8 protein-coding genes and 2 pseudogenes are annotated in these 12877 nt (G+C 60.6%); 3 read left to right on the top strand and 7 right to left on the bottom strand.

All coding sequences use genetic code 11. The features are described from left to right. Window positions 1-100 precede the first annotated feature (100 nt). Window positions 101-871, top strand: coding sequence for a ParA family protein (locus tag G9Q84_RS17430; protein WP_032890333.1), 771 nt, complete (start codon window positions 101-103; stop codon window positions 869-871). Between the two features lie 117 nt (window positions 872-988). Here the strand turns inward: G9Q84_RS17430 and trxC are convergent, their stop codons facing one another. The 6 genes and pseudogenes from trxC to G9Q84_RS29850 all read right to left on the bottom strand — a co-directional run. Then, window positions 989-1423, bottom strand: coding sequence for a thioredoxin TrxC (gene trxC / locus G9Q84_RS17425; RefSeq protein ID WP_181643770.1), 435 nt, complete (start codon window positions 1421-1423; stop codon window positions 989-991). 102 nt (window positions 1424-1525) lie between these two features. Next, complete coding sequence (gene selO / locus G9Q84_RS17420) at window positions 1526-2989, bottom strand: protein adenylyltransferase SelO (protein WP_122753840.1); 1464 nt, start codon at window positions 2987-2989, stop codon at window positions 1526-1528. A 48-nt stretch (window positions 2990-3037) separates the two neighbouring features. Next, on the bottom strand, window positions 3038-6421 hold the full coding sequence (gene mscK / locus G9Q84_RS17415; protein ID WP_032890337.1) for a mechanosensitive channel MscK: 3384 nt from the start codon (window positions 6419-6421) through the stop codon (window positions 3038-3040). Window positions 6422-6473: 52 nt separating this feature from the next. Continuing rightward, a complete protein-coding gene (locus tag G9Q84_RS17410) occupies window positions 6474-8216 on the bottom strand; it encodes a potassium/proton antiporter (protein WP_032890339.1) in 1743 nt (580 codons plus the stop codon). Window positions 8217-8450: 234 nt separating this feature from the next. Continuing rightward, a pseudogene (locus G9Q84_RS29855) lies at window positions 8451-9050 on the bottom strand (methyl-accepting chemotaxis protein); the annotation flags it as partial. Between the two features lie 303 nt (window positions 9051-9353). After that, a pseudogene (locus tag G9Q84_RS29850) lies at window positions 9354-10010 on the bottom strand (MCP four helix bundle domain-containing protein); the annotation flags it as partial. A 344-nt stretch (window positions 10011-10354) separates the two neighbouring features. Between G9Q84_RS29850 and G9Q84_RS17400 the strand changes: the two are divergent. Together G9Q84_RS17400 and G9Q84_RS17395 are read left to right on the top strand one after the other, a co-directional pair. Beyond that, complete coding sequence (locus tag G9Q84_RS17400) at window positions 10355-10585, top strand: hypothetical protein (RefSeq protein WP_032890343.1); 231 nt, start codon at window positions 10355-10357, stop codon at window positions 10583-10585. Further along, the gene (locus tag G9Q84_RS17395; RefSeq protein ID WP_032890345.1) at window positions 10582-10872 is read left to right on the top strand and encodes a cell division protein ZapA; all 291 of its coding nucleotides are present in this window, start codon (window positions 10582-10584) and stop codon (window positions 10870-10872) included. Before G9Q84_RS17400 ends, G9Q84_RS17395 begins: the two co-directional genes overlap by 4 nt. Here the strand turns inward: G9Q84_RS17395 and G9Q84_RS17390 are convergent. Continuing rightward, window positions 10869-12671, bottom strand: coding sequence for an acyl-CoA dehydrogenase (locus tag G9Q84_RS17390; RefSeq protein WP_181643769.1), 1803 nt, complete (start codon window positions 12669-12671; stop codon window positions 10869-10871). The two genes, G9Q84_RS17395 and G9Q84_RS17390, sit on opposite strands and share 4 nt — an antisense overlap. Window positions 12672-12877: the final 206 nt, after the last annotated feature.

Here is a 12877-nt window from a genome sequence, read left to right as displayed (position 1 = left end):
CGACCTGTCTAGAGTGCGGCAATGGATGGATGAACGAGGTAGCTAACAGGCGCTTTTGCCCTCTACACTCGGACATTCATTGATACACGGAGGTTTTTCCATGCGGCGTGTGGTGTTCAATCAGAAAGGCGGCGTTGGCAAGTCCAGCATCGCCTGCAACCTGGCGGCCGTCAGTGCCAGCGAAGGCTATCGAACCCTGTTGGTGGACCTCGATGCACAAGCCAACTCAACCCAGTACCTCACCGGGCTGACCGGCGACGACATTCCCATGGGGATCGCGGACTTTTTCAAGCAAACCCTGTCTTCCGGGCCGTTTTCGAAGAAGAACAAGGTCGATATCTACGAAACGCCCTTCGATAACCTGCACGTCATCACCGCGACGGCCGAACTCGCGGACTTGCAGCCCAAGCTTGAAGCCAAGCACAAGATCAACAAGCTGCGAAAGCTGCTGGATGAGCTGAGCGAAGATTACGACCGGATTTACCTGGATACACCGCCAGCCCTGAACTTTTATGCGGTTTCGGCGCTGATTGCTGCTGATCGTGTGTTGATCCCCTTCGATTGCGACAGCTTCTCGCGGCAGGCCCTGTATGGCCTGCTGGCCGAAATCGAAGAATTGAAGGAAGACCACAACGAAGGCCTCGAAGTCGAAGGTATCGTGGTCAACCAGTTCCAGGCCCGAGCGAGTCTGCCGCAGCAGATGCTGGAGGAGTTGATCAACGAAGGGTTGCCGGTGCTTCCGGTGTACCTGGCCAGTTCGGTGCGCATGCGCGAGTCCCATCAGGAGAACAAGCCGCTGATCCACCTCGATCCACGGCACAAGCTGACCCAACAGTTCGTGGAATTGCATAACTTGCTGGAAAACGCCTGACCTGTGGGAGGGGGCTTGCCCTCGATAGCGGTATGCCAGCTAGCTCATCTGGAGCTGACCCACCGCATCGGGAGCAAGCCCCCTCCCACACTGCCCAGCATTGTCCTTGAGGTTCGGTTACACCCCCTGGCTACGCAACCAACTCATCAACTGCGGCAACGGAAACGCTCCACTCTGACGCGCCACTTCGCGACCATTCTTGAACAGAATCAGGCTCGGAATCGACCGAATCCCCAACTGCGCCGACAACTGTTGATTGGCCTCGCTGTCCAGCTTGGCCAACCGGCACTTGCCCTCCAACTGTCCGGCAGCCTGTTCAAACACTGGTGCGAACGACTTACACGGTCCGCACCAGTCGGCCCAAACGTCCACCAGAAGCGGCAGGTCGCCTTTGATCTGGCTGGCGTAATCGCCTTGTTTCAGCTCAAAAGGCTTACTCAACAAAACGGGCTGTTTGCAACGCCCGCATTTGGGCGCATCTGCCAGGCGTTCGCCGGGGATGCGGTTGAGGCCGTTGCAATGAGGGCAGGGTATGACGAGAGGTTCGGACATTGAGGGCTCCTGGAAATGGCCAATAGGCTCTATTTGGAGCCAGCAATGATAGTTATCAAGCGAAACACATGATTGTAGAAAGGGCGCTCATTGCTCTCGTGGTCACGACGAACAACTAATCTCCAAATGCTTTCCCCAATCCGGCGGCCGCTGCGCGTACTGCTCCATCCCCGCTTGCTCCTCGAACGGCCTGGAAAGCACCTCATGCAATCGCCGAACTTCGCTGTAGTCGCCCGACTCGGCTGCGGTGATGGCGTTCTGGGCGAGGTAGTTGCGCAGGATGTACAGCGGATTCACGGCGTGCATCCGTTCGCGGCGCTGCTCCTCGCTGGAGTCTGCGTCCCGTGCGACACGTTCCTTGTACTGCTCGGCCCAGGCATCGAACCCGGCCATGTCGACAAAATCATCGCGCAACCGTGCTACGGCCAGCGCCGCTGACTCATCCCCGAGACGACGGAAGAACAGTGTGTAATCCACACCGCTGTTCTGCATCAGTTTCAGCAGGCGCTCCACCAGTTGCTGGTCGTCGTCTTCGGCGGTGGTGAGCCCGAGTCGGCGACGCATCAGGTCCAGGTAGTGCGCCTGGTACAGCGGCAGGTACAGGCCGAGGGCCTCCTTCAAGGCATCGACGCTGATAAACGGCGTGAGTGCCTGGGCCAGCGCACTGAGGTTCCACTGTCCAATCGGCACCTGATTGCTGAAGGAGTAGCGCCCTTCATGGTCCGAATGGTTGCAGATGAAGTGCGCGTCAAAGTCATCAAGAAACGCGAACGGCCCGAAGTCGAAGGTGATGCCCAGGATCGACATGTTGTCGGTGTTCATCACGCCATGGCAGAAGCCATAGGCCTGCCATTTGGCGATCATCTCGGCGTTGCGCTCGACGATTTCACGGAACATCGCCAGGTACGGTTCGGGCTGTTCGCGGCACTCGGGGTAGTGCAGGTTCAGCACGTGCTCGGCCAGTTCGGCTTGCTGCTCGGGCTTCTTGGTGTAGTAGAAGTATTCGAAATGCCCGAAGCGGATATGGCTGGGCGCGAGGCGCAACACCATGGCACCCCGCTCCTGTTTTTCCCGCCATACCGGCGTGCTGGAGCCGATTACACACAGCGCGCGGCTGCTGGGAATGCCCAGCGCGTGAAGTGCTTCGCTGGCGAGGAATTCACGAATCGAGGAGCGTAAGACCGCGCGGCCATCGCCCATCCGCGAGTAAGGCGTCATCCCGGCACCCTTGAGGTGCAGGTCCCAATGTTCGCCGGCCTCGTTGTACACCTCGCCCAGCAACAACCCACGGCCGTCGCCCAGCTGAGGGGTATAGCCGCCGAACTGGTGCCCGGAGTAGATCATCGCGCGCGGTTCTGCTTCGGCCCACAGCTTGTGGCCGCTGAACAGTTCGGCGAATACCGGCGTTTCGGCCACCGCCGGGTCGAGGTCGAGCAGGGCCATGGCGGCGTTGCTCGCCACGACAAGGCGAGGCTCGTCGAGGGGTTCGGGCAAAACGTGGGTTGAGAACGCGTCGCCCAGGCGTGCGAAGCGGTTGTCGAAGGTCAGTTCGTCGAGGGCTTTCACCGGCCATCTCCAGCAGAATGTCCGAGCATTCTGCTGGGGATAGACGCTTTAGTCGAGTTTGCTGGGCGGCGGTTCCGGCGCATCGTCGACTTTGCCGGGCGGCGGCTCGGGGGCGTCCTGTTCGGTGGCGGGCCCGGCGATGGTCTTGCGATCATCCTCGACCGGCACCAGTTTGTACTCCTGGCCATGCATGTTCTTGAGGTACACCTCCATCTGCCGGAACGAGATGTTGATGTGCTGCTTCTTGAACTCACGGTTGATGTAGCGGTTGACCTCGTCGAGTACCGGGTTGCGGTCACCCAGGTCGCGCACGTGCATACGCAGCTCGTGGTCGAGGGTGCTTTCGCCGAAGTTGAGGAAGTACACGTGAGGTTCCGGTTCCTTCAGCACCCGTGGATTTTCCCTCGCGGCCTTGAGCAGCAATTCCTTCACCAGGTCCAGATCGGAGCCGTAGTCCACGCCCAGTTTCAGAGTGACGCGGGTGATGGTGTCGGTCAGCGACCAGTTAATCAGTTGCCCGGTAATGAACGTCTTGTTCGGGACAATGATGTCCTTGCGGTCGAAGTCGGTGATGGTGGTGGCGCGGATGCGGATTTTGCTCACCGTGCCCGACAGGTTGCCGATGGTGATGGTGTCGCCGATACGCACCGGGCGTTCGAACAGGATCATGATGCCGGAGATAAAGTTGGCGAAGATCTCCTGCATGCCGAAGCCCAAGCCCACCGACAGCGCGGCGACCAGCCACTGCAGCTTGTCCCAGCTCACGCCGAGGGTAGACAGGGTGGACACGAAGCCGACGCCGGCAATCACATAGGACAGCAGCGTGGTGGTGGCGTAGGCGCTGCCCTGGGCCAGATCCAGTTTGGACAGCACCAACACCTCCAGCAGACCGGGCAGGTTGCGCGCCAGGGCGAAGGTGATACCGATGATGATCAGCGCGCCGAGCAAGTCGCCGATGCTGATGGGCACCATGCTGATATTGGCACCGGTGCCGCTGGTGTATTCGTACAGCGTGACGTTATCCAGGTACGAAAACACCGAGATCAGGTCCGACCACACCCAGTACAACGCGGCGATAAAGCCGCCCAGCAGGGCCAGGCGAATCAGGCGCATGGACTGTTCGTTGACCTGCTCGATGTCCAGGGTCGGCTCTTCGATTACCGCTTCGCCGTCACCTGCTTCCTTGGCGGCCTGGCGTTTGGCCAAGGCGCGGGAATAAGCCAGGCGCCGGGCGGCAACGCCTAGGCCGCGGACGAAGGTGGCTTCGATGACCAGCCAAAACATCAACAGGTACAAGGTGTTGATCAGTCGGTCGCTGAGCTTGAGGGCGGTGTAGTAGTAGCCAAAGCACACGGCAATAAACAGGGCGATCGGCAGCGCGGTGAATACCAGGCCCACGGATTTGCGGAACAGCGAGGCTTTTTCGTGGGTCGGGCTGTGCAGCAGCAGGCGCCCGAGCAGCCAGGCCATCAGGGCGTAGCAGGTCAGGACCACGGCGATGCCCAGCACGTCGTCGGCCAATGCCGCCGGTTGATGCTCGGCAATCGCCACCACGGCCACCAGAGCCAATACCACCAGCCCGAGTTTGCGCACCCAACCCTGGAGGAATTCGACCTGGGGTTTTTCCCAGCGGAAGTGCAGTTCCGCCACGCCGCCCGGCGCCAGGATGCGGTAGGCGGTGTAGAACACCAGCCACGCCTGGGCCAGTTGCAGCAGGGCTGAACCCAGATTGGCGTTTTGCCCACGGGCGTCGATCTGCAGCGCGTAGCCGCACAGCGCCAGTCCCAGCGATACGGGCATGGCCAGCAGGATATTGATCAAGATGGCTTGCGGCGTGTGCCACTGGCTGTCGCGCTTGAAGTGCCCGATGTCCAGATGGACCTTGTTCAGGCGTTGGTACAGGGCCTTGCGTCGCCACAGCAGTGCGCCAATCAATAGCAGCAATGGCAGGAACAGCAGCGGGCGCTGGGTCAGGCCGTCGTACAACTCACTGACGCTGGAGGCCCAGGGCAGGGTGGTGACTTGCTTGCTCAAGTGCGCCGGCACGGTTTCCAGCCACTCGGTGTCCAGCGGCTTGTTACTGGGGATCCAGAACATCTGTTCATCCAGCGTTGCGCGCAGGGTGGTCGCGGTGCTGAGCAGTTGTTTCTGGTTCAGTTGCAGGGTGATGGACTCATTGAGCAGCGCGCTCAACTCACGACTCAGACGCTCCAGCAGGTCGCTGCGGGTAATCGCAAGCTCCAGCAGGGTTCGGCGCAGTTGCGGGGTGATGTCATCCGGTGGCTGGTTGGCCAGCAGATTGTCCACATAGGTGCTGGGGGAACTGATCAGCTCACGCTGTTGGTTGACCTCAAACTGGTACAGGCGAATGTTGGCGATGTCGTCCGCCAGGTCGCGGTCCACCGTCAGGCGTGGCAGCGCTTGTTTTTGCTTATACAGAATCTTCGACAGCAGCAGGCTGCCCTTGAGCACGTTGATCTGCTCGTCCAGGGCCGAGTCGCTCTGGGTCACGGTGTCCAGTTGCTGCTTGGTCTGCAGGTTCTTCTGGGTCAGGTCGTTGAGGCGGTCGGTGCTTTTGAGCAGGTAGTCGGACAGCTTCAGGTTGGCCGCGCTTTCGGTGGCCAACAGGCTGCTGCCACCGGCCTTTTGCGCTTCGATGGACTGCTGGGTGACGGTCTGTTGGGACTGGGCCAGGCGTTTCTGGTTGATCAGGGTTTGCAGGTCCTGGATTTCTTGTTCCAGGCGCGCGGTCTTTTCCACCACGAGGTCGTGCTGGCTGTTTCCCAGGTCTTGCAGTTGGCTGTTGCCGGCCAGTTCCTGGCGGCGCAGGGGGATCAGGGCATTGAGCGCAGCGAGTTCGGCATTCAGTTGGTTGCGCTGGTCGCCGCTGAGGGCTTTGCCATTGTCTTTACCGGCCTTGAGGGTCGCGTTGATCTGCTGGATGCGCGTCTGGCTGCTGCTGATTTCGGTCTGCGCGCGTTCGGGGCGTGTTTGGGCAGCGATGGTCAGGCTGTTGGCTTCGGCCAGGTCTTTTTGCAGGTCGCCTTGCTGGGTGGTGCGTTGCACCAGCAATTGCTCAAGCTGTGGCACGGGCAGCGTGGCATAGCGTTGGGCCACCGGGATGATTTTGGTGGCCTTGAGCCGGGTCAGCTCGCGCTGGTTTTCGCTGGTCTGGCGCGGCGCGTCTTCCAGCTGGCGCTTGAGGTCAGTGAGGCGCTGCTCATAATCCTGCTGGTTGCCCAGGTAGGTCAGGGTCTGTTGCAGGATCGACTGCAGCGCCTTCATGTCGGCGTCGGGCAGTTTGCGATCAGGCAGCTTGTCCAGGGTTTGCTGAATGGCGTCGGCGCTGGGCGGCTCGGCGGCGTAGACGCTGCCGACACAAAGGGTCAGGCCCAGCAGGGCAGTGGCGAGAAAAGTGCGCAGGGTTGGCATAGAGACCGGTCTTGCAAGGTGAAGAATCGGGAGCGTGCTGTCGCTCCGCAGTTTAGAGGAAGAGTCCGGGGCCCGGGCGACTTCCTTCGGGGAATCTGACGCCCACTTTGCCGATCTTGTTCCCGTCCATGACCGCGACGGTCCAGATGGTGTTGTTCCACTCCACCTGGTCGCCGACGATAGGGGCGCCGCCGACTTTCTGGTTGATGAAGCTGCTCAGTGGCATGTCCGGGTCGATACCTTCCAGCTTCAGGCCGTAAAGGGCCGAAACCGCGCCCAGTTGGGCGTCGCCTTCCAGCACGAAGTCGCCGAAGAAGCGCAGATCGAGGCCGCGTTGTGGTGCCTGGCTGAACAGTTTGCCGAGGGCTGGCAGGTTGTGTTCATGGCCGATCACACAGAGCAGATCGTCGACTTCCAGCACCGTACTACCCGACGGATGGAGCAGTTGCTGGCCCCGGAACAGCGCAGCAATCCGCGTGCCTTCAGGCATTTTCAGTTCGCGCAGCGCTGCCCCGATGCACCATTTTTCGGCGCCCAGGCGGTAGACGAAAAGCTCCCACTCGCTGGTGACGTGTACTTCCAGGGCGGCGCGAGAGATCGGCGCGGGGTCCGGCGGTACGGTCACTTTCAGCAACTTGGCCACCCACGGCAGGCTCGTGCCCTGCACCAGCAGCGAGACCAGCACGATAAAGAACGCCAAGTTGAAGTACAGCTGTGCGTGGGGCAGTCCGGCCATCAGCGGGAATACCGCGAGAATGATCGGGACTGCGCCGCGCAGACCGACCCAGGCGATAAAGCCTTTTTCGCGACCGTGGAACGCTTTGAACGGCAGCAGGCCGACGATCACCGACAGAGGACGCGCAAACAGGATCATCCACAGCGCCAGGCCCAGGGCCGGCAGAGCGATTGGCAGCAAATCATGGGGCGTGACCAGCAGGCCAAGCACCAGGAACATGCCGATTTGCGCGAGCCAGGCCATGCCGTCGAGCATGTGCAAAATGCCATGCCGACTGCGCACCGGGCGGTTGCCGATTACCAGGCCGCACAGGTACACGGCAAGGAAGCCGCTGCCGTGCAAGGCGTTGGTCAGGGCGAAGACGAACAGGCCGCCAGCGATCACCAGGATCGGATAAAGGCCGGTCGCCAGATTGATACGGTTGACCATCTGCAGCATCAGCCAACCGCCGCCCAGGCCGACGATGCCGCCGATGCCGAATTCGCGTACCAGATGAGTCAGCAGGCTCCAGTGCAGGCCAGTCTGACCGCTGGCGAGCATGTCAATCAGGGTGACGGTGAGGAACACCGCCATTGGATCGTTGCTGCCGGATTCGATTTCCAGAGTGGCGGTGACCCGTTCGTTCAGGCCCTTGCCGCCGAGCAGCGAGAACACCGCCGCAGCGTCTGTGGAGCCGACAATCGCGCCAATCAGCAAGCCTTGAATAATATTGAGGTCAAACAACCAGGCCGCCGCCATACCCGTGAGGCCGGTGGTAATCAACACCCCCACCGTGGCCAGGGACAGTGCTGGCCATAGCGCCACTCGGAAACTCGCCACCCGCGTGCGCAACCCGCCGTCGAGCAGGATTACGGCCAGTGCGAGGTTGCCCACCAGGTAGGCGGTTGGGTAGTTATCGAAAATGATGCCGCCGCCATCGACGCCGGCGACCATGCCCACGGCCAGGATGATCACCAGGATCGGGATGCCCAGGCGCGACGAAAGAGAACTCACCAGAATGCTCGCACTCACCAGCAACGCGCCGATCAAGAACAGGCTGTTGATGGTCGTCGCATTCAAAGGCAGTACTCCATGAGCAAATAAGACGGGACGCAAACTGACCATGCAGTCTGCGTGCCAGGGATTCTAACCTGTTGAATTGCTGTGCTGTCAAAAAGCTTTTAACGCCGGGCGCAGATCTGAATGTGGGAGGGGGCTTGCCCCCGATGGCGGTATGTCAGTCAGCTTATCTGTAACTGACCCACCGCTATCGGGGGGCAAGCCCCCTCCCACATTTCAAGCCAGTGCAGGCAGTTAGAGGCGAAAGCGGCCGACCATCCCATTCAAATCCACCGCCAGGCGCGACAGCTCACTGCTGGCCGCACTGGTCTGGCTGGCGCCGGTCGCCGACTGCACCGACAGGTCACGAATGTTCACCAGGTTGCGGTCCACTTCCCGCGCCACCTGCGCCTGCTCTTCCGCCGCGCTGGCGATCACCAGGTTGCGCTCGTTGATCTCGACAATCGCCGTGTTGATGGTGTCCAGCGACATCCCTGCGCCTTTGGCGATGTTCAGCGTCGACTCAGCGCGTTCGGTGCTGTTGCGCATCGAATCCACCGCGTGCTCGGTGCCGGCCTGGATACTGCCGATCATCCGCTCGATCTCGCTGGTGGACTGCTGGGTGCGATGGGCCAACGCCCGTACTTCATCGGCGACCACCGCGAAACCACGCCCGGCTTCGCCGGCACGCGCGGCTTCAATCGCCGCGTTCAGGGCCAGCAGATTGGTCTGGTCAGCCAGGCCGCGAATCACGTCCAGTACTTTGCCAATATCGCGCGACTCATTGGCCAGTTCGCCAATCAGCGTGGCGGTCGCTTGCACATCGCCGCTCATACGCTCGATGGCGCTGACGGTTTCCTGCACCAAGTCACGGCCGTCACCGGCTGAGGTGGTGGCGTTGCGCGAGGCCTCGGAGGTGCTCACCGCATTGCGCGCGACTTCTTCGACGGCGCTGGTCATCTCGTTGACGGCGGTGGCGGCTTGCTCGATCTCGTTGTTCTGCTGGGTCAGGCCACGGGCGCTTTCGTCGGTGACGGCATTCAGCTCCTCGGCGGCTGAGGCCAGTTGGGTGGCGGAGCCGGCGATGCGTTGCAGGGTGTCGCGCAGCTTGTCTTGCATCTTGGCCATGGCGGCCAGCAAGCGTCCGGCTTCGTCGTTGCCGTCGACCTTGATCGGCCGGGTCAGGTTGCCTTCGGCGACTTCTTCCGCCGCTTCGAGCGCTTGGGAAATCGGCAGGGTGATGCTGCGGGTCAGCAGCCAGGCGAACAACATCGTCAGCGCCGTGGCGATCACCAGCAGGCCCACGACCAGATTGAACGCCAAGTTGTATTGGTCTTCGGCCTCCTGATTTGTGGCGAGGGCCATCTTGTTATTGAGGTCCAGCAGGCGCGTCAGCACGGCGTTGACCTGCTCGGAGTTGCTCAGCAATTCGGTGTTGAGCAGGCTGCGCAGCTCGTCCACCTGGTTGGCCCGTGACAGGCTCTTCATGCGTTCTTCAATTTGATGGTACTGGCCAAGCAAGCGCACGTACTCGTTGTAGGTGGCGCGCTCTTCGCTGCCTTCAATCAGTTTTTCGTAAATGCCCTGGGCTGTGCGGATCTGCTGGTTACGCAGTTCGAAGGCTTCCAGGGTCTTTTGCTGCACGTCCGGCTCGCGGTTGGTCAGCAAGCGGTACGACAGCACTCGCAGGCGCAAGGTCAGTTGGGTGAATTCATCAAGGGCACGAATGCTTGGCACGCTGGACAAGGTGATGTCTTCGGTGGCAGCACGGATTTTGCTCATCTGGTTGAGGGCGAATACACCGAGAAACAGCATGAGTGCACCAATCAACGCAAAACCGAGGAAGGCCCTCGGAGCGATATTCATATTACGAAGCGACATGCGGGAATCCTGGGGAGAAGCGCGATCCGTGCGAGGGGTGAGACGGGGTGTGCATCTCTATCGGTCGTACGACTAAAGTCTAAAGGGGCGTGTGCGTTTTTGTCGCATCTGACGAGGGGTTTGGCCGATTCAGGAACCAGATCGGGTAAATGCAGTCACTAAGGCTCGAAAGTGCGGCCCGGCCCCTAAAAATCGGGCTGCGCGCCGGGGATAACCCTGGCATCCGAGGTGAATTTTCTTTATCGTCACCGCCCTTTGAAAAAGCCCGAGAAATCAAAATGTTAGAAGCATCCCTCAGCCAATTGGAACAACTGGTCAACGACCTCGTACAGCAGAATCAAGACCTGCTGAGCAGCAACGAATCCCTCAAGGCCGAACTGGCCAACGCCAAGGATGAGAACGACAGCCTGCAACTGAGCTTGATGGAGCAGGAAGAAAAACACGGCGCCACCGCTGCCCGTATCCAGGCGTTGGTTGAGCGTGTGAGCGCAGGGCCTGTCGGCGCATGAATGAAGGGATAAAGGTCGTTTCGATTCTCGGAGAGGATTACTCGATCAAGGCGCCAGCCGGGGAAGACAAGACCCTGATGCACGCCGTGACCATGCTCAAGGCCTCCCTGGCCACCACCAAGAAAAAGTACCCGACCCTGATCGGTGACAAATTACTGGTGCTGGCGGCGCTGAACCTGTGCGCCGAGCAGATTGAACTGCAGCAGGCTCATCAGCAGGAACTCGACCGTTACCAAGAGCAAGTCAGCGCCACGGTCGAGGTGATTTCCAAGGCGATCCAGCCTTAGAACCACGCATCCTGCATCCCCAGGCACGTATCATCCCGCGCCTCCAGAATCGCCAGTTCATGATGGCAGCCCGGTACTTCCCAGGTCAGGAAGTAACGGGCGGCCTGGAGCTTGCCTTTATAGAAGGCAGCATCCGCCGCATTGCCCTTGGCCAGCCCTTCTTCGGCGCGAATCGCCTGTTCCAGCCAGCGCCAGCCAATTACCGTATGCCCGAATACCTTCAGGTACAGCGCCGAGTTCGCCAGGCTGCTGTTGACCTTGCCGTGGGCGAGATCCGTCAGCAGGCCCAGGGTGACGTGTTGCAGGCGCGCAACCAGTTGTTCCAGAGGTTCTCTCAAGGCGGTGAGTGATGAGTATTCCTGGGCGCGGGCGCCGGTTTCGGCGATCAGGCGGATCAGTTGCTTGAGCCCCGCGCCGCCGTTCTGTGCCAGCTTGCGGCCCAGCAAATCCAGAGACTGGATGCCATGGGTGCCTTCATGGATCGGGTTCAGGCGGTTGTCGCGGTAGTACTGCTCCACCGGGTATTCACGGGTGTAGCCGTGGCCGCCGAGGATCTGGATCGCCAGTTCGTTGGCCTTGAGGCAAAACTCCGACGGCCAGGATTTAACGATGGGCGTGAGCAGGTCCAGCAGTTCGTGGGCCTGTTTGCGTTCGCTCTCGGTTTCCAGCGTCGTGGTGTCATCGAACAGGCGCGCGGCGTACAGGCCCAGGTCGAACGCGCCTTCTACGTAAGCTTTTTGGGTCAGCAGCATGCGCTTGATATCCGCGTGCTGGATGATCGAGACCGGCGCGGTGCTTGGGTCTTTGCTGTCGGGCAGACGACCTTGCGGGCGTTCGCGGGCGTATTCCAGGGAATACAGGTAGCCGGCGTAACCGAGCATGACCGCGCCCATGCCGACGCCGATGCGTGCCTCGTTCATCATCTGAAACATGCAGCTCAAGCCCTGGTGTGGTTTACCCACCAAATAGCCGACGCAGTTGCCGTTATCGCCGAAGTTAAGCGCGGTCGACGTGGTGCCGCGCCAGCCCATCTTGTGAAACAGCCCGGCCAACAGCACGTCGTTGCGTGCACCGAGACTGCCGTCATCGTTAACCAGGAATTTGGGCACGATGAACAGCGAAATGCCCTTCACCCCGGCCGGTGCATCCGGCAGCTTGGCCAGCACCATATGCACGATGTTTTCCGACAGCGGGTGGTCGCCTCCGGAGATAAAGATCTTGTTGCCCTTGAGTCGATAGCTGCCGTCAGCCGCAGGTTCGGCGCGGGTACGAATATCCGACAGCGATGAGCCCGCGTGGGGTTCTGTCAGGGCCATGGTGCCGAAGAAACGCCCGTCGATCATCGGTTGCAGGAAGCGCTGTTTTTGCTCCTCGGTGCCGAAGCTTTCGATCAGGTTGGCCGCGCCCATGGTTAGGAACGGGTAGGAAGTGGATGCCGCGTTGGCGGACTGGAAGTGCGCAAAGCAGGCCTGGGACAGCAAGGTCGGCAACTGCATGCCACCGGCTTCGAAACTGCGGGCGGCATTGAGGAAGCCGGCTTCCAGGAACGCATCCACGGCCGGTTTGACTTCCGGAATCAGGATCGCCTTGCCGTCTTCGTAGCGCGGTTCGTTCTCGTCGTTTTTGCGGTTATGCGGCGCGAAATATTTTTCGGCGATGGAGCGCGCGGTGCTGATGGCCGCATCGAAGGTTTCGCGATTGTGCTCGGCAAACCGCTCGCGCTGGGTCAGGCCCTCGGCATCGAGGACTTCGTACAGCTCGAAAGCCAGATTGCGGGAACTGAGCAGCATCTCGGACATGGCGGCTTACCTTTGGAGGAATTGGCCTGAGTCTAAGTGCGCGAATTAAGGGTGAACAGCAAGATTGATCTAAGTGATGGAGTGGCAAAACACAGATGATCATTTGAAGTGCGATCAAATGTGGGAGGGGGCTTGCCCCCGATAGTGGTGGGTCAGCCAGAGATAAGTTGACTGATCCACCACAATCGGGGGCAAGCCCCTTCCCA

The organism is Pseudomonas sivasensis (assembly GCF_013778505.1).
GTDB lineage: Bacteria > Pseudomonadota > Gammaproteobacteria > Pseudomonadales > Pseudomonadaceae > Aquipseudomonas > Aquipseudomonas sivasensis.
Note: the sequence above shows the minus strand (reverse complement) of the source record. Positions and strands in the feature narration are given on the sequence as shown.

What these genes read in the sequence shown, in the direction of transcription:
- G9Q84_RS17430 (WP_032890333.1), top strand. Translation starts at nt 101, where the DNA reads ATGCGGCGTGTGGTGTTCAATCAGAAAGGCGGCGTTGGCAAGTCCAGC.
- G9Q84_RS17395 (WP_032890345.1), top strand. Translation starts at nt 10,582, where the DNA reads ATGAATGAAGGGATAAAGGTCGTTTCGATTCTCGGAGAGGATTACTCG.
- G9Q84_RS17390 (WP_181643769.1), bottom strand. Translation starts at nt 12,671, where the DNA reads ATGTCCGAGATGCTGCTCAGTTCCCGCAATCTGGCTTTCGAGCTGTAC.
- mscK (WP_032890337.1), bottom strand. Translation starts at nt 6,421, where the DNA reads ATGCCAACCCTGCGCACTTTTCTCGCCACTGCCCTGCTGGGCCTGACC.
- G9Q84_RS17400 (WP_032890343.1), top strand. Translation starts at nt 10,355, where the DNA reads ATGTTAGAAGCATCCCTCAGCCAATTGGAACAACTGGTCAACGACCTC.
- trxC (WP_181643770.1), bottom strand. Translation starts at nt 1,423, where the DNA reads ATGTCCGAACCTCTCGTCATACCCTGCCCTCATTGCAACGGCCTCAAC.